Origin of the sequence: Xanthomonas sp. NCPPB 2922 (genome assembly GCF_041520885.1) — a bacterium.
In the GTDB taxonomy this organism is placed as follows: Bacteria; Pseudomonadota; Gammaproteobacteria; order Xanthomonadales; family Xanthomonadaceae; genus Xanthomonas; species Xanthomonas campestris.
This window is the reverse complement of record NZ_JBGOFY010000002.1, coordinates 324,119-340,608: the sequence shown is the minus strand read 5'-3', so window position 1 is coordinate 340,608 and position 16,490 is coordinate 324,119. Positions and strand designations below refer to the sequence as shown.

General features: G+C 64.9%; 15 protein-coding genes and 1 other RNA gene. 8 read left to right on the top strand and 8 right to left on the bottom strand.

All coding sequences use genetic code 11. The features are described from left to right. The first annotated feature begins 37 nt into the window (after positions 1–37). Entirely contained in the window at positions 38–2,971 is a 2,934-nt protein-coding gene (locus tag ACD584_RS04080) for a valine--tRNA ligase (protein WP_076036440.1), read from the top strand. A gap of 141 nt (positions 2,972–3,112) precedes the next feature. On the opposite strand, the gene ACD584_RS04075 is transcribed toward ACD584_RS04080, so the two are convergent. The 5 genes from ACD584_RS04075 to pssA all read right to left on the bottom strand — a co-directional run bounded on the left by ACD584_RS04075 (position 3,113) and on the right by pssA (position 7,100). Then, positions 3,113–3,352, bottom strand: a complete 240-nt coding sequence (locus ACD584_RS04075; RefSeq protein ID WP_228437964.1) for a hypothetical protein — start codon at positions 3,350–3,352, stop codon at positions 3,113–3,115. 196 nt (positions 3,353–3,548) lie between these two features. Continuing rightward, complete coding sequence (locus ACD584_RS04070) at positions 3,549–4,682, bottom strand: polysaccharide lyase family 1 protein (RefSeq protein ID WP_076036441.1); 1,134 nt, start codon at positions 4,680–4,682, stop codon at positions 3,549–3,551. Positions 4,683–5,383: 701 nt separating this feature from the next. Continuing rightward, the gene (rimI, locus tag ACD584_RS04065; RefSeq protein WP_042596436.1) at positions 5,384–5,866 is read right to left on the bottom strand and encodes a ribosomal protein S18-alanine N-acetyltransferase; all 483 of its coding nucleotides are present in this window, start codon (positions 5,864–5,866) and stop codon (positions 5,384–5,386) included. After that, positions 5,863–6,330: an alanine acetyltransferase gene (locus ACD584_RS04060; protein WP_076036442.1), complete on the bottom strand. Its 468-nt coding sequence runs from the start codon at positions 6,328–6,330 to the stop codon at positions 5,863–5,865. The genes rimI and ACD584_RS04060 overlap by 4 nt, the downstream gene beginning before the upstream one ends. Then, complete coding sequence (gene pssA / locus ACD584_RS04055; protein ID WP_042596438.1) at positions 6,327–7,100, bottom strand: CDP-diacylglycerol--serine O-phosphatidyltransferase; 774 nt, start codon at positions 7,098–7,100, stop codon at positions 6,327–6,329. Before pssA ends, ACD584_RS04060 begins: the two co-directional genes overlap by 4 nt. Positions 7,101–7,235: 135 nt before the next feature. On the opposite strand from pssA, the gene ACD584_RS04050 reads away from it, so the two are divergent. The 3 genes from ACD584_RS04050 (at position 7,236) to ACD584_RS04040 (ending at position 10,188) form a co-directional block, all read left to right on the top strand. Continuing rightward, complete coding sequence (locus ACD584_RS04050; protein WP_040941817.1) at positions 7,236–7,634, top strand: DUF4124 domain-containing protein; 399 nt, start codon at positions 7,236–7,238, stop codon at positions 7,632–7,634. A 113-nt stretch (positions 7,635–7,747) separates the two neighbouring features. Next, positions 7,748–9,442, top strand: a complete 1,695-nt coding sequence (locus tag ACD584_RS04045) for a proline--tRNA ligase (RefSeq protein ID WP_076036443.1) — start codon at positions 7,748–7,750, stop codon at positions 9,440–9,442. Between the two features lie 278 nt (positions 9,443–9,720). Continuing rightward, positions 9,721–10,188, top strand: a complete 468-nt coding sequence (locus ACD584_RS04040; protein ID WP_011035880.1) for an H-NS family nucleoid-associated regulatory protein — start codon at positions 9,721–9,723, stop codon at positions 10,186–10,188. 62 nt (positions 10,189–10,250) lie between these two features. Here ACD584_RS04040 and ACD584_RS04035 read toward each other — a convergent pair whose 3' ends face one another. Next, the gene (locus ACD584_RS04035) at positions 10,251–11,510 is read right to left on the bottom strand and encodes a threonine/serine exporter ThrE family protein (protein WP_016945119.1); all 1,260 of its coding nucleotides are present in this window, start codon (positions 11,508–11,510) and stop codon (positions 10,251–10,253) included. A gap of 165 nt (positions 11,511–11,675) precedes the next feature. On the opposite strand from ACD584_RS04035, the gene ACD584_RS04030 reads away from it, so the two are divergent. The 4 genes from ACD584_RS04030 to ACD584_RS04015 all read left to right on the top strand — a co-directional run bounded on the left by ACD584_RS04030 (position 11,676) and on the right by ACD584_RS04015 (position 15,277). Next, positions 11,676–12,788 carry an ABC transporter permease gene (locus tag ACD584_RS04030; RefSeq protein WP_012439264.1) on the top strand — a complete coding sequence of 371 codons (1,113 nt, stop codon included), beginning with the start codon at positions 11,676–11,678 and terminating at the stop codon, positions 12,786–12,788. An 82-nt stretch (positions 12,789–12,870) separates the two neighbouring features. Beyond that, positions 12,871–13,707: an ABC transporter ATP-binding protein gene (locus ACD584_RS04025; protein ID WP_076036444.1), complete on the top strand. Its 837-nt coding sequence runs from the start codon at positions 12,871–12,873 to the stop codon at positions 13,705–13,707. Between the two features lie 2 nt (positions 13,708–13,709). Then, positions 13,710–14,636 carry an MlaD family protein gene (locus ACD584_RS04020; RefSeq protein ID WP_011035876.1) on the top strand — a complete coding sequence of 309 codons (927 nt, stop codon included), beginning with the start codon at positions 13,710–13,712 and terminating at the stop codon, positions 14,634–14,636. Beyond that, positions 14,633–15,277, top strand: coding sequence for an ABC-type transport auxiliary lipoprotein family protein (locus ACD584_RS04015; RefSeq protein WP_076036445.1), 645 nt, complete (start codon positions 14,633–14,635; stop codon positions 15,275–15,277). The genes ACD584_RS04020 and ACD584_RS04015 overlap by 4 nt, the downstream gene beginning before the upstream one ends. A 12-nt stretch (positions 15,278–15,289) precedes the next feature. Here the strand turns inward: ACD584_RS04015 and ACD584_RS04010 are convergent. Then, a non-coding RNA gene (locus ACD584_RS04010) (sX9 sRNA) lies at positions 15,290–15,365 on the bottom strand. Between the two features lie 455 nt (positions 15,366–15,820). After that, positions 15,821–16,420 (bottom strand): alpha-ketoglutarate-dependent dioxygenase AlkB, encoded by a 600-nt coding sequence (locus ACD584_RS04005; protein ID WP_175611580.1) that lies wholly within the window; start codon positions 16,418–16,420, stop codon positions 15,821–15,823. Positions 16,421–16,490 lie beyond the last annotated feature (70 nt).

Genomic DNA, 16,490 nt, shown 5'->3' with positions numbered 1-16,490 from the left:
CGATCATTCAAATTTCCAGTCTCCTTTTGATTCCACCATGACACAACTCGCCTCCAGCTACGACCCCTCTTCCTTCGAATCGCGCTTGTACGCTCAGTGGGAGGCTGCCGGTTATTTCGTGCCGTCCGGCGATGGTGAGCCTTACACCGTGTTGCTGCCGCCGCCGAACGTGACCGGCACGCTGCACATGGGGCATGCGTTCCAGCAGACCTTGATGGATGCGCTGGTGCGTTACCACCGCATGCGCGGCTACGACACCTTGTGGCAGGTGGGCACCGACCATGCCGGCATCGCCACGGAAATGGTGGTCTCGCGCAACCTCGCACTGGAAGGCAAGGGCGAAACGCGCGACACGCTGGGGCGTGAGGGCTTCATCGCCAAGGTGTGGGAATGGAAGGCGCAATCCGGCGACACCATCGAGCGCCAGATGCGCCGGCTGGGCACCTCCAGCGATTGGTCGCGCAGCACCTTCACCATGGACCCACAGCCCTCGGCCGCGGTCACCGAGGCGTTCGTGCGCTGGTACGAACAGGGCCTGATCTACCGCGGCCAACGCCTGGTCAACTGGGACCCGGTGCTGAAGACCGCCATCTCCGATCTGGAAGTGGAAAACGTCGAAGAAGACGGCTTTTTGTGGTCGATCCGCTACCCGCTCGCCGACGGTGTGACCTACGAACACGTCGAGCACGATGCCGATGGCGTCGAGACCCTGCGCGAAACCCGCGATTACCTGGTGGTCGCCACCACGCGCCCGGAAACCATGCTCGGCGATACCGCGGTGATGGTGCATCCGGACGATGCGCGCTACGCCACGCTGCATGCCGCACAGATCGTGCTGCCGCTGACCGGCCGTCTGGTGCCGGTGATCACCGACGATTACGTGGACCGCGCGTTCGGCACCGGGGTGGTCAAGGTCACGCCGGCGCATGACTTCAACGATTACCAGGTGGGTGTGCGGCATGACTTGCCGCTGATCAACCTGTTCACCGTCACCGCCGCCATCAACGACAACGCACCGGAGCGCTACCGCGGTCTGGATCGTTACGATGCGCGCAAGCTGGTGCTGTCCGAGCTGGAAGACCTCGGGCTGTTGGTGGAAACCAAACCCCACAAGCTGCAGGTGCCGCGCGGCGACCGTACCGGCCAGGTGATCGAGCCGTATCTCACCGACCAGTGGTTCGTGAAGATGGATGCGCTGGCCAAGCGCGGCCTGAAGCTGGTGGAAAGCGGCCAGGTCAAGTTCGTGCCGCCGAACTGGATCAACACCTATCGCCACTGGATGGAAAACATCCAGGATTGGTGCATCAGCCGTCAGCTGTGGTGGGGCCATCGCATTCCGGCGTGGTTCGACGAGGCGGGCAAGTGCTATGTCGGCCACGATGAACGTTCGGCATACAAGAAGTATCTTGAATCCAACGACTCTCTTCCCAAAGAAGTGCAGTCTGCGCTGCTTACATGCATCAGCATTATCCGCACCGCTGACTTCCACTCGGCGATTCAGGAACAAATCCCGGCTCAATTCCGCCTCACCCAGGACAGCGACGTGCTGGAAACCTGGTTCTCCTCGCAGCTGTGGCCGTTCTCCACATTGGGCTGGCCGGATGCGCAGGCGATGGATGAGCGCGGTTTCGCGCGCTACCTGCCGTCGTCGGTGCTGGTCACCGGGTTCGACATCATCTTCTTCTGGGTGGCGCGCATGATCATGGCCACCGACAGCTTCACCGGCCAGGTGCCGTTCCGCGATGTCTACATCACCGGCCTGATCCGCGACGCGCAGGGCCAGAAGATGTCCAAGTCCAAGGGCAACGTGCTCGACCCGCTGGACATCATCGACGGCATCAGCATTGAAGATTTGGTGGCCAAGCGCACCAGCGGCCTGATGCAGCCACGCATGGCCGAAAAAATCGAAAAGGCCACACGCAAGGAATTCCCGGACGGCATCATCGCCCACGGCGCCGACGCGCTGCGCTTCACCATTGCCGCACTCGCCACGCATGGCCGCGACATCAAGTTCGATCTGGGCCGCGCCGAGGGTTACAAGAATTTCTGCAACAAGCTGTGGAATGCCACACGCTTCGTACTGATGAACACCGAGGGCGCGCAGTTCAGCGGCGTACCGCAGCCGCAGACCGAAACCGAACGGTGGATCCTGGCGCGCCTGGACGCGGTGGCCGCCGAAGCGCAGGTGCATTACGCCAACTACCGATTCGACCTGCTCGCGCAAACGCTGTACGAATTCGCCTGGAATGCGTTCTGCGATTGGTTTGTCGAACTCGCCAAGCCTGCGCTCAACGGCGCGGTGCAGGACGCCGCCGACAGCACCCGCCACACGCTGCTCTATGTGCTGGAAGCGCTACTGCGGCTGCTGCATCCGCTCACCCCGTTCGTGACCGAAGAACTGTGGCAGCAGGTGGCGCCGCGCCTGGGCATCACCGGCGACACGATCTCGCTGCAAGCCTTTCCGCAGCGTGGCGATGTCGACACCAGCGGTTACGCCGGTGCAGAAGCCGATATCGAATGGCTCAAGGCGATGGTCTCGGCACTGCGCCGCGTGCGCAGCGAATTGAACGTGCCGCCATCCAAACAGGTGCGCCTGTGGCTGCAGGCCGGCAGCAGCGACGACCGTGCGCGCGTGGCACGTTTCGCCTCGCAGCTGGCGTTCCTGCTGAAGCTGGAAGCCATCGACTGGCTGGCCGCCGGCCAGGAGGCTCCGCCGGCCGCCGCTGCTATCGTGGGCGAGCTCACCTTGCTGGTGCCGCTGGAAGGCCTGGTCGACATGGATGCCGAACGCACCCGCCTGGACAAGGAGATCAAGCGCGTGGAGAGCGAGATCGGCAAGTGCAACGGCAAGCTCGGCAACGCCACCTTCGTGCAGAACGCACCAGCGGCGGTGGTCGAGCAGGAACGCGCACGCTTGAACGACTGGACCACCCAGCTGACCGGTCTGCGCGAGCAGCGCGCCAAGCTCTGAAGCACGACGCCTGCGCCACATGGCGCAGGCGTTTGATGCATGCACTGTCCGCAGCCATTCGGCTGCGGCACTTACCGGCTAAGAGCAGCAATCAAAACGACTGCGCAGGCGCCAGGCGGACGCGACGTTTTGTTAGCCGCTCTAAGGTCCTCCGGCGCCCCTATACGCCAGCACCGCCGCAGCCACGGCCGTGCTCGGCAACCGACTGTACGCATCACGCTGCTTCCAACCGATCGCGGTAGTGAGCATGCACACCATCGGCGCGCCGTTGATCTGCTCCACGCGATCGAGATGGGTGCGGCCGCCGATGCCCTGCACTCCATCCTTGCAATCACGGGTCCCGCCGATCCGGAACACGTGGCGCTCCGACAACAGCGCCAACTGAATCGCCAGGCCGTGCGCGTCGTTAAACGAGAATCCAGATCCGCCTTGTCACCCACGCTGCGCGGCCTGCCACGCAAACCATCAGCACAGCAAACACGCCATTGCACACAACGCACAACGCCTGCATCGCTGCAGGCGTTGTGTGCTGCGTTCGCACCGCTGCATGACGCAGCGGTGCAGGATGCGCTCGGCGTTACAGCTTGCCGGCGCCAGCCTTGGCCTTGACGTCCGCTGCCACCTTGTTGGCCGGCAGGATGTTGTAGGTATACGGCGGCTTCCAGCCAATGTTGCTGTTCCAGCTGCAGGTCAGTGCCTTGCCGTTGATCAACGAGCCCTGATCGCGGTACACGCTGCCCTTGTAGTCGCCGGCAATCTTGGTGCAGCTGCTCACGCCGCTGATGTCGAAGGCATTGTTCTCGGAGAATATCTTCGATTCCTTGCCCACGCCATGCGCATGCGAGAACGGGTACACCTTATTGCTGGTGCTGCCGAGGTGGTAGTTGTTGTACAGATGCACCTGGCCGAAGCGTACACGCGGCGCACGTGCGGCAATGTCCTGGAACAAGGTGTTGTGGATGGTGACCTTGAGCTTGCCGGAGTCGGTGCTCGATGCACTGTCGCTGGAGCCGATCAGGCTGTTCTTCTCGTGCAGCTTGAACACCGAATACGAAATGGTCACGTAGTTGGCGCCCTTCTTGACGTCCATCGCACCATCGTGATGCTGCTTGGGGCGGCCGTTGGCGGTGCCGTTCTGATCGTCGGTACGGCGGCCATCGGTGAAGGTCACATGGTCCACCCAGACGTTGCTGGCGCCTTCCACGGTCAACCCGTCGTACTCGGAGTTCCAGTTGCCCGCGCTGCCATCGTCCGGATCCCAGACCGGCTGCGGATCCCACGGATTTTCGATGGTGATGTTGCGGATGATGACGTCATTTGCCTTGACGTACATGTAGCCTTCGCGGATTTCCGCGTTGCTGGTGATGCCGATCAAGGTGGTCTTGGTGGGAATGTCCAGACGCGCGCGGCTCTTCATGTCGGCCGTGGTGCTATAGGCCTTGCCTTCGCTGACGTCGATCACGCCGCTGATCTTGATGATGCGTCCGTTGCTGCCAACACTGGCTTTCAACGCAGCTTTCAGCTCGGCAGCGTTCTTGACCGTGTAGATATTGGCGGCCGCGGCTTTGGAGCCGCCCTTGGTGCCACCGTTCTGCGTAGCCCAGCCTGTCGTGGCAACTTCCAGTGCAGGATCGGCGCTGGCAACGCCAATCACCAGCAACGACCCGACAAACAGCGACGCGGCGGCCGCCGTTGAGAATTTCGGCTTCATCTTGATGTCTCCCTCGGATAAGTTCGACGCACCGCGCAGCGGCACATCGCTCGACTAGAGCGCTCGGAACATACTTTTCATCTGTGTACTTTTCAGTTTCCGCGACACGGATACTAGGAGCATCGCAATCGGTTGTATCTAGGCGATGTGTCGATGTGCACGCGCAGTCACGCAAACGCTTGCGGGACATTCAAGAGAAGACAAAACGCGATGACGCAGACATGCAGAGACAGCAGCGAGGACACTGCAATGCAACATGACGTGCAGCGCGTGGTGGCGTGCAGCAGCGCAAGCACGATGTGTGATCGCGCATGTGAGATGGCACATCAAGCAGAGCGATCAGGGCACATCACTGAGCGCTGGAGACCGGTACAAACACAGCAACACGCGTTGCCGATGACGTGCACTTCCGTGCGATGTGCAGCGCAGCGAATGATCATGCGCACACATGTCCAATCCCGCGGCGTATCAATCAGCGCGTGCGTCGCCATGATGAGCTGACCTACCGCGTGCACGTTGCGACCGCAACGTCAGCTGTGACGCATGCACACACGCATGCCGTGCAAGCGCGTACACCTGCATGCACGTTCGATGACGGTGCCGAGCGTCAACGCACACGTGCCCGCCACGTAACCACGCGGCCAACTTTCAATCAGTCAGTCATACCAGGGCGTCGCAAAGCCTGCGCGCCACACGATCGGTCAGGAGATGCCTTCGAAGAACAACTCGATCGCCATCACCAGGGCATCTTCGCGCCCAGTGTGTGCGGGGTAGTAGCGCGGACGTCGCCCGATCTCGTTGAACCCTTCGGAGTGGTACAAGGCAATCGCCGACGGATTGGACGGGCGCACTTCCAGAAACGCGCGCCGCGCGCCGCGGTCGCAGGCCGCCTTGATCAGCGCGCGCAGCAACACACGGCCGTGTCCTTGCGACTGTGCTTCCGGTGCAATGCAGACGTTGAGCACATGCGCCTCGTCGGCAGCAATGCTGATCACGCCGTAGCCAATGATCTGCCCGGCCTGCTCCATCACCCAGCCCGGATACCCCGCCTGCAGGCAATCGCGAAAAATGCTGCGCGTCCACGGAAACGGATACGCGCGGCGCTCTATGTCCATGACCGCGTCCAGGTCGCTCTCACGCATGGCGCGCAGGGCAGTGGGCATCGGCGCGTTCATGGCGCTCACGCCGGGCCCTGGCGCCGGCGCAGGGCGCGCAGCTGCGGCCACAGCGCGCGCTTGGCGGCCGGGTTGCCGCGCAATTCGGCCAGCGGCCACGAGGCCATCAAGGCCTGGGTCTGGGGGTCACCGGGATTGCAGCCGGATGCACGCAACAAGGCAATCTGCAATCTGTCGGGCATGCCCACACGGCCACGCCGCGGTGCGGCAGGCGCGGACGGACGAACGCTGACATCGACAGGTGGTTCGGACGGCGCAGCCGGTGCGCTGCGGCGTGGGGCAGGTGCTGCGCTGGGCGCAGGCGCGGCGTGTTGCGGGCGCGCCGGTTCACGCGCCGGAGCCGGCGCCTCGGCCACGGCAGGCGCCGGCTCGGCCTCCACCGTGTCACGGTCCAGATAGACGGTGTGCCCCATCGCCTGCAGGCAACTCACCTGCAGGTCCGACCACACCGGCGCGACGGCCATCTCGCTCATGGCAGCTCGGGCGTCCTGCGTCCGCGCCGCCACAGCCACATCACCGGGCCGGACAAGGCGTACAGCACACCGATCACCAGCAGCGAACGTGCCGGGTCGATGACCAGCAGCGCGATGACCACCGCCGCGATCGCCAGCGCCAGGAACGGCACCCGATCCGCACGCGGGCCGCGTTCGCCGCCCTTGAAGCTCCAGAACCGGATCCGGCTGACCATCAGCAACGCCGACACCACCGTGACACCCAGCGCCACATAGCGCAGCTGCTCGCCATCCAGGCCCAGGCTGTCGTCGGCGAAGGCCCACACGAAGGACATCATCAAGCCGGCCGCGGCCGGGCTGGCCAGGCCGATGAACCAGCGCTTGTCGACCACACCGACCTGGGTATTGAAGCGCGCCAGCCGCAGGGCGGCGCAGGCCGCATACAGAAACGCCGCCGACCAGCCGACCCGGCCCATCACGCTGCTGTCGAACTTCAGCGCCGACAGCGACCAGTGATACATCACCAGCGCCGGCGCCATGCCGAAGCTGACCAGGTCGGCCAGCGAGTCGTACTGCACGCCGAATTCGCTGCTGGTGTTGGTCAGGCGCGCCACGCGGCCGTCCAGCCCGTCCATCACCGCGGCCACGAACACCGCCATGCTGGCCTGCACGAACTGGCCGTTGGCGGCAGCAATGATGGCGTAGAAGCCGGAGAACAACCCGGCGGTGGTGAACAGGTTCGGCAGCAGGTAGATCGTGCGCGAACGCGGGGGCGGTCTCATTTCATCCATCCGGCAAGTGTAGGGCCTGAGGTCCGTCCGGCGGTAGCGCGGCCCGGCCTGATGCGCCCTGCCGGCCCATCGATCACTTGCCACGGCGGTCGCTGAATGCTGCAATCGCCGCGGGAATCATCTAGGGGAAGCCTCATGCACCTGTCGTCCGGGCTCTGCGCCCTGTTGATGCTGGTCAGCGCCGCCGCCGGCGCCACCGATCTATACAAGTGGAAGGACGCCAAGGGCGTGACCCACTACACCGAGACCCCGCCCCCGACCGGCCAGCGCTACGAGTCGCGCCGGATCGACGCGCGCAGCGGCACCGCCGCCATCGCCGCCCCGGAAACGGCCGCGCCCGAATCGGCCGACTGCCTCACCGCACGCCGCAATCTGGAGCTGCTCAGCGGCAAGGGCGAAGTGACCATGGGCGCCGGCGACGGCAAGCCTGGCACCCCGCTGGACCCGGAAGCGCGCGCCGCGCAGCGCAATCTGGCCGAGGCCGCCGCCAAGGCCTATTGCAAGCCGGCACCGGCCGGCGGCCCCAGCACCTGAGCCCTGCGCACCGGCCACGCGCCGGTGCACGCAACGCGCCGCCGGGGCATCGCCGATGACCTGCAGGGCACGACACTGGCAAACTATCGGCTTTCCGCCTCAAGCGAAGCCCGATGCGTCTTTCCCAGTTCCACCTGCACACCACCAAGGAAACCCCGGCCGACGCCGAGCTGGTCAGCCACCGTCTGATGCTGCGCGCGGGCATGATCCGCAAGCTGGCCTCCGGGCTGTACACCTGGTCGCCGCTGGGCTTGCGCGTGCTGCGCAAGGTCGAGGCCATCGTGCGCGAGGAAATGAACCGCGCCGGGGCGGTGGAAGTGCTGTTCCCCACCATCCAGCCGCGCGAGCTGTGGGACGCAACCGGCCGCTGGGAAAAGTTCGGCGGGCAATTGCTGAAGATCAAGGACCGCAAGGAACAGGAGTTCTGCTACACCCCGACCGCCGAAGAAGCCGCGGCCGAGTTCGCGCGCCAGGAAATCAACAGCTACAAGCAGCTGCCGCTGAATTTCTACCAGATCCAGACCAAGTTCCGCGATGAAATCCGCCCGCGTTTCGGCGTGATGCGTGCACGCGAGTTCCTGATGAAGGACGCCTATTCGTTCCATCTCACCGATGCGGACATGGCGCGCGAGTACGACAACATGCGGGCCGCCTATATCCGCATCTTCACCCGGCTGGGGCTGGAGTTCCGCGCGGTGCAGGCCGACTCCGGGGCAATCGGCGGCGATGCCTCGCAGGAATTCCATGTCATCGCCGAATCGGGCGAGGACTCGCTGGCGTTCTCCACCGGCTCGGACTACGCGGCCAATGTGGAAACCGCCAGCGCCGCCCTGCCCGCACCGCGACCGGCTGCCGGCGAGACCCTGCAGCGCGTGGACACACCCACCCAGAAGACCTGCGAAGACGTGGCCCAGTTGCTGGGCCTGCCGCTGCAGCGCACGGTGAAGTCGATCGCGGTGATGACCACCGCCGGCTTCGTGCTGGTGCTGGTGCGTGGCGATCACGCCGTCAACGAGATCAAGCTGGCCAAGGTCGCCGGCATGGCCGACTACCGGCTGGCCAATGAAAGCGAGATCCGTGAGCACCTGGGCAGCGAGCCCGGCTTCCTGGGCCCGGTGCAGCCGGCCCAGCCGATTCGCATCATTGCCGATCGCGACGTCGCGGCCATGGCCGATTTCGTGGTCGGTGCCAACGCGGTGGGCGTGCACCTGACCGGGGTCAACTGGGGCCGCGACCTGCCCGAACCGGAGACCGTGGCCGACGTGCGCAATGTCGTGGACGGCGACCGGGCCAGCGACGGCGGCGAGCTGCGCCTGACCCGCGGCATCGAAGTGGGCCATGTGTTCCAGCTCGGCAGCAAATACGCCGAAGCGCTGCAGGCCACCGTGCTGGATGAAAACGGCAAGGCTGCGGTGATGAAGATGGGCTGCTACGGCATCGGCATCTCGCGCATCGTGGCGGCGGCAATCGAACAGAACCACGACGACGCCGGCATTGTCTGGCCCGCGCCGATGGCGCCGTGGAAGGTGGTGGTGTGCGTGATCAACCCCAAGCAGGACGCGCAGGTGGCTGCTGCGGCCGGTGACTTGCTGGAGGAATTGATCGCCGCCGGCATCGAGGCGGCGCTGGACGATCGCGGCCTGCGACCGGGCGCCATGTTTGCCGATATGGAACTGCTGGGCGTTCCGCACCGCGTGGTGGTGTCCGAGCGTGGATTGGCGGCCGGGACTTTTGAATATCGCGCCCGCACCGCCGAATCGGCAGAAAACCTGGATAAGGCCGGGTTATTCTCCCGGCTTGGGAACTGATCAAACCCGGGCAATATCCTCCCGCTGGATGAACACATTGCGCCGAAGTAATTCGGCGCATTTGTCATATGGGTTTTCTGTCATTATGATGGCCGGCGCTGCCACGGAATGGCATTCCGAGAGCAACTAACAAAGCGTGACGTGCGGTTTGGGATGGTGCGCAGGATTTCGAATGGACGCGCTCCAGAGAAAACCGATGGCAGGCCGCGCCTGCCATTCGAATATGTCGCCGTTTTGTTAGTTGCTCTTAATTTCCCTCTCAATTTTCCGGAGTAGTGATGTCGATCGATCTCACCGGCCTGTCGGCCAAGCAGTTGGGCGCACTGATCAAGAATGCAAAGAAGCAGCAGACGGTGGTCGCCAAGCGCGCGCCGATTGCCAAGGTGCGGACCCAGTTGACCCGCGCCGCGAAAGCCCAGGGTTATTCCATTGAAGAATTGTTCGGCGCCGCCGCCAGTGCTGGCCCGGGCCGTCCGGCCGCCGCCGGCAAGCCGGGTCCGCGTGCCGGACGCAAGCTGGGCAAGGTTGCACCGAAATACCGCAATCCCGCCAATGCCCAGGAAACCTGGACCGGCCGCGGCAAGCAGCCGCGCTGGCTGGCTGAATTGACCGCTGCCGGCAAGAAGGTCGAAGACTTCCTGATCAAGAAGGACGGCGGCGCAAAGCCGGCAAAGAAGGCCACCGCCAAGAAGGCCACGCGCAAAACCGCCACCAAGCGCGCGACCAAGAAAGCCAAGGCTGCGTGATTCAAGGCCAATAAAAAACGCCGGCACTGCCGGCGTTTTTTATTGGGCGCCGTTCGGGCCTGTCATAAATTCTTGCGGGCCGGGATCAGCAGATTGCCAAACAGCAATCCGGCCACCAAAGCCATCACGATATTGGTGACCGCCAATAGTGCAGCTTGGCCGACGGTGACATCCTGCTGCTGCACCAGGGTCAAAAACCCGCGCAAACTGGTGCTACCGGGCACCAGCATGATGATGCCCGGCAACCGGATCAGCGCACCGGGTTTTTGCACCACGCGTCCAAACAGATTGCCGGCGGCGGTCAATGCCATCGCCGAGGCGAACACGCCGGCCGGCCCACCCCAGGCATGCCCGGCATAACGCGCAATGACATACCCGGACATGGCCGCCGCCATGATCCACAGATAATCGCGGCGATTGGCCTTGAACAGCACCGCGAACGCATACGCGGCCACCAGCAGCGAGGCCCATTCCACCCAGCCGGCCTGTGGGCGCACCGCGGCGGCCTGCGGGTTCAAGCCCACCAACTGGGTCAACGTCACCGCAATCACCGCGCCCACGGTGAGCTTGAGCACGGTGGTGACCGCACCGGCCAGGCGCGCCGTGCCCGACACCCAATGCTGGCTGGCCAACTCGTTGAACGCATTGGTCAGCGACATACCCGGCAGCAGCACCACCAGCGAGGCAATGATCACCGTATTGAGATTGAGCGGGCCGACCAGCGAGGCCACCAGCGCAGCGACCACGCCGGCCAGCAGCCCGGCCAGTGCTTCGCCGGCCTCCTTGGTGGCCGGGCGCTTGTCGGTGTACTGGGTGAGCAGCCCGATCGACATGCCGATCATCCCGGCGGTGGCGATGTCCAGCCACGGCAGCTTCCACAGCCCGGCCACACCGGCCGCGGCCAGGCCGAACGCCAGCACCTGCAGGGCCTTGCCGCGCCGGTCCGTCTCGCGGTCCAAACGGCGCAGGGCCGTGTGGCCCTGGGCAATGCTCATGCGCCCGTTGGCGACGCTGTCGGCCACGTAGTCGGCGACGCTGAGTTTGTAGAGGTCGTTCTCGCCCGGCGCCAGGCGGATCACGCGGGTGATGTCACTGGAGCCGATCGACTTGGTCGGGTCGCTGAAGCTCAGGATGATGCCGGTGGGATTGGACCAGGGCTCGCAATCCAGCCCCAGTTTCTGCGACAGGCCGATCACCGCCGCCTCGAGCCGCTGCGCGGTGGTGCCATAGGAATGCAGGCGCCCGGCGATTTCCGACACGAAGGCGACACGTTGCGCGTAGGTTGCGCCGGCGGACGATGGAACAACGGTGGCAGCAGACATGCGTGGCGGGTCGGATCGAAGCGGCGCCTGGGCGAGGACGCCAGTGTATGCGCAGCACGCCTGGCACGTGGTCGCCATCGCCGGTCGCTGTCGCCGTGCGCGCAGCTACTCCCCATCATTCGCTCACGCCAGCCACTGTATGCTGACGCCACGGACAGGCCGCCCATGATCAAACCGCAACCGCCACGCATCGAACAAGACTCGCAGGACCATGCCGAGGTACGCCTCGCCGGCAGCTGGGTCCTGGCCACCGCCCTGCCCCAGGCCGAGCTGCTGCAAGCCGTTCCCGACGGGGTGCGCCGCATCGACGCGCGTGGCATCGGGCAACTGGATTCGGCCGGGGTACTGCAGCTGCTGCGCTTTGCCAGCCGCATGGGCCTGAAAGAAGACGCCATCGATTTCCGCGACGAACACCAGGCACTGGTGTGCACCATCGAGGAACTCAACGACGAGCGCCCCAAGCCCAAGCGCGATTACGGCTTTGTCGCCGCACTGGATCGCCTGGGCCGCACCACCCACGGCGTGGGCCAGGGCATTCTGGAGCTCAACAGCTTCCTGGGCGAAAACCTGGTCAAAATCGGGCGACTGATCCACGAGCCGCGCCGCTTCCGGCTCACCTCCACCGTGCACCACATGGAACAGGTGGGGCTGGATGCGGTGCCGCTGGTGGTGCTGCTGTCGTACCTGGTGGGCGCGGTGATCGCGTTTTTGGGCTCGACGATCCTGCGCGACTTCGGCGCGGAGATCTATGTGGTGGAACTGGTGTCGATCGCGTTCCTGCGCGAATTTGCCGTACTACTCACCGCTATTGTCCTGGCCGGCCGCACCGCCAGCGCGTTTACCGCGCAGATCGGCGCGATGAAATCGCGCGAGGAAGTGGATGCCATCCGCACCCTGGGCCTGGACCCGATCGATCTGCTGGTGATCCCGCGCCTGCTGGCGCTGATCTTCACCCTGCCCTTGCTGACCTTCATCGCGATGATCGCCGGCCTGGCCGGTGGCGTCACCGTGGGCGCGTTCGATCTGGATATCCCGCCGCAGATGTATCTGGCGCGCATGCACGACACCATCCAGCTGCGGCATTTTCTGGTAGGGCTGTCGAAAGCGCCGCTGTTTGCGCTGGTGATCGGCCTGATCGGCTGCCTGGAAGGCTTGAAGGTGAGCGGCACCGCGCAGTCGGTGGGCGAACGCACCACTTCTTCGGTGGTGCAGACGATTTCCTTGGTCATCATCCTCGACGCGATTGCGGCGTTGTGGTTCATGAAGATGGGGTGGTGATGAGGCCGAGATTCGACATTGGGGATTCGGAATTCGTTCAAAGCATAAGCGCGGGAGTCTCCGCACTCGCGAGAGGCCTACTGTGACCAATCCCGAATCCCAAATCACTACTCCCGAACCCGAAACCGACGACGACCAGCTGGCGATCTCGGTGCGCGGGCTGACCAACCGGTTCGGTAGTCAGGTCGTCCACGAAGAGCTCGACCTGGACGTGCGCCGCGGCGAGATCCTGGGCGTGGTCGGCGGCTCGGGCACCGGCAAGTCGGTGTTGATGCGCAGCATCCTGGGCCTGCGCGAACCCGATGCCGGCAGCATCCAGGTACTGGGCGCGGATGCGCGCTCGGGCCGTTTTGTCGATCGCCAGCACATTACCCGCAACACCGGCGTGCTGTTCCAGGACGGCGCGCTGTTTTCGTCGATGACCGTCGGTGAGAACGTGCAGGTGCCGCTGAAGGAGCATCACGGCGAATTCCCCGAGCGCTGGTATTTCGAACTGGCGCTGTTGAAGATCAAGCTGGCCGGTTTGCCCGCCGACGCGCTGGACAAGCTGCCCTCGCAATTGTCCGGCGGCATGCGCAAGCGCGCCGGCCTGGCACGGGCACTGGCACTGGACCCGCCGCTGCTGTTCCTGGACGAGCCCACTGCTGGCCTGGATCCGATCGGCGCGGCCGCCTTCGACCGGCTGATCCGCACATTGCAGCAGGCCCTGGGCCTGACCGTGTTCCTGATCACCCACGACCTGGATACGCTGTACGCCATCTGCGACCGCATCGCGGTGCTGGCCGATCGCAAGGTGATCGCCAACGCCCCGCTGGCAGAGATCGAACAGGTCGATCACCCCTGGATCCAGGAATATTTTCACGGCCCCCGTGCGCGTGCCGCGCGCCAGGCCAAGACCGCCTCCACCGAGACCGCCTGAGCATGGAAACCAAAGCCAATTACGTCCTGATCGGCGCCTTCACCATCGTGGCCGGCCTGGCCCTGCTGCTGTTCGGGCTGTGGGCCGCCAAATACTCCTCCGACCGCACCTGGCAGCAATACCGGGTGGTGTTCCGCGAGGCGGTGACCGGCCTGTCGGTCGGAAGCCCGGTGCAGTACAACGGCATCGCAGTGGGCTCGATCACCGAACTGACGCTGGCGCCGAACGACCCGCGCCAGGTCGTGGCGCATGTGCGGGTGAACTCCACCACGCCGATCAAAAGCGACACCCGCGCCAAGCTGGCCATCACCAGCCTGACCGGCCCGTCGATCATCCAGCTCTCCGGCGGCACGCCCGAAGCGCCGTCGCTGACCACCATCGACAAGAGCGATGCGCCGATCATCCAGACCACGCCGTCGGCACTGCAGAACATCACCGACACCGCCAACCGCATCGTCGAGCGCATGGACCAGATGCTCTCGGACAAGAACGTGGCCAGCATCACCGCCACGCTGCAGAACCTGGAAAAGATCAGCGGCGGCATCGCCGATCGCGACGAAGGCATGCAGGCGCTGATCGTCAGCGCGCGCGACGCCGCGCGCAATCTGGACACCACCCTGACCACCACCAACGGCACCATCAAACGGCTGGACCAGAACCTGGTGCAGCAGCTGCCCGGCATCCTGGAAAAACTCGACGCGACCCTGGTCAAGCTGGATTCGGCCGCCGGCAACGCCGACAACATCCTTGGCGAGAACCGCGCGGCCATCAATAGTTTTGCCAATGACGGCCTAGGCCAGCTGGGCCCCACGCTCACCGAGTTGCGCGGCCTGATCCGCGATCTGCGCCGGGTCAGCGACAAACTGGACAACAACCCTGCGCGCTACCTGCTCGGCCGCGACGCACCCAAGGAGTTCGAACCGAAATGACTGCCATGCGCCTGTTGCGTCCCCTGCTGTGCGTCTCGTTGCTGGCGCTGGGCGGCTGCTCGGTCCTGACCGGTGGCGACCAGAAGCCGGCCACGATCTACGCCCCCACCGTGCGCGTCACGCCAAATCCAGCGTGGCCGCAGGTGAGCTGGCAGCTCTCGGTGGCCAAGCCCAGCGCCGCGCGTATCATCGACAGCCCGCGCATCAATGTGCGCCCGACCCCCGGCGAATTGCAGGTCTATCACGGCGCCGGCTGGGCGCAACCGGCCACCGACATGCTGGAAGACAGCGTGGTGCGCGCGTTCGAAGACTCCGGCAAGATCGCCGCGGTTGCGCGCATCGGCGCCGGGATCCGCTCGGACTACAAACTGGCGATCGACGTGCGCCGCTTCGAGTCCGACTATGCCGGCCAGTCGCTGCCGGCTGCCACCATCGAGCTCAACGCCAAGCTGCTGCATTCCTCCGATCAGCGCGTGGTGGCATCGCGTACGTTCACCGTGGCCCGCCCCTCGAGCAGCACCGACACCGCTGCGGTCGCGGCCGCGTTCGAGCAGGCCCTGACCCAGGTCACCACCGAGCTGGTGGGTTGGACCTTGATCACCGGTCAGCAGGACAGCCAGACCTTGCCGCGTGCGTTGTAAGCGCAAGCGAGCAGCCAGAAAAACGTAGCCAGCGGTCGCCAGGTGGACACGGACGGCGCGCAGGAGCCGGAGCATACGAGTGGTACATGCCGATTCCGAGTACCGGCCGCGCCCGCCTGGGGCTGCCGCAAAGCGGCTGATCTGCTGCATGACTGCGGGGGCCCTTGCCTTCCCACCATCGCGGGACACGCTGCAAGTACGTCCTAGTAAGCTCTTGCGCGGCATCCATGCCGCGTAAGGTCCCGCGACGGTGGGCGGGCAAGGACCCGTCGAGATGGTCGGTGTGCATGGCTTTCAGTAAAACAGCCAGCAAACTGTCTGGTGCGGTGTCCTCGCCGCTTGCGGGACCGTGTGGCGGCATGGATGCCGCCACCGAGCCCCCAGGGACGGGTTGACGGCGTGTCCCGCAAGCGGTGAGGACACTGCGCCCTTGAGCGACCCAGCGTTTGACCTGGCTTCTGACTGCATCCAACAAGATGCAGCCAACGAAACCACTGCGCTCACCGCCAGGCGACCGCTCGCGACGTTTTGTTAGCCGCTCTTTTATCGCTGGGACGCGCACACCGCAATCTGGCGAAAGGTCAGATTGATGCGCTCGCCGACCGGTTTTACGGTGCGCGGCAAGGCATGTTTGTAATGGCGCTGGGTATCGCCGCCCATCAGCAACAAGTCGCCATGGCCGAGTTCCAGGGTCTGCTTCAACGCCGCATCGTGCCGATGCTTGAAGGCGAACCGCCGCGCCGCGCCCAGGCTTAGCGATGCGATCACCGGTTGCGCGCCCAGCTCCGGCTCGTCATCGCTATGCCAGCCCATCGCGTCGGCTCCGCTGCGGTAGCGGTTGACCAGCACGCTGTTGAACGGGGAGCCGGTCTCATCCTGCAGACGCGTACGCACTGGCTGTAGCGCCTCCAGCCAAGGCTGCGGCGCAAACTGCGTGCCCGAGTAGCGATAGCTGGCATCCGCATCGCCGATCCAGCTGCTCAGACGCGGTGAATCCACCACCCGCCCGAACATGCGGATGCGATGGACCTCCCACTGCACCTGGTCCAGCAGCGCCTGCATCAGCGCATCGGCGTGCGCGGCCTGCAACCAGCCGCGACACCAGTGGACCTGAGCTCCTGGCAGTGCAATGCGTATGTTCATGCGCAAACGCTAGCATGCGCGTGTCCGGGCGCACCGGCAGCGGCGGATGAATCAACGCGATTTGCCGCCA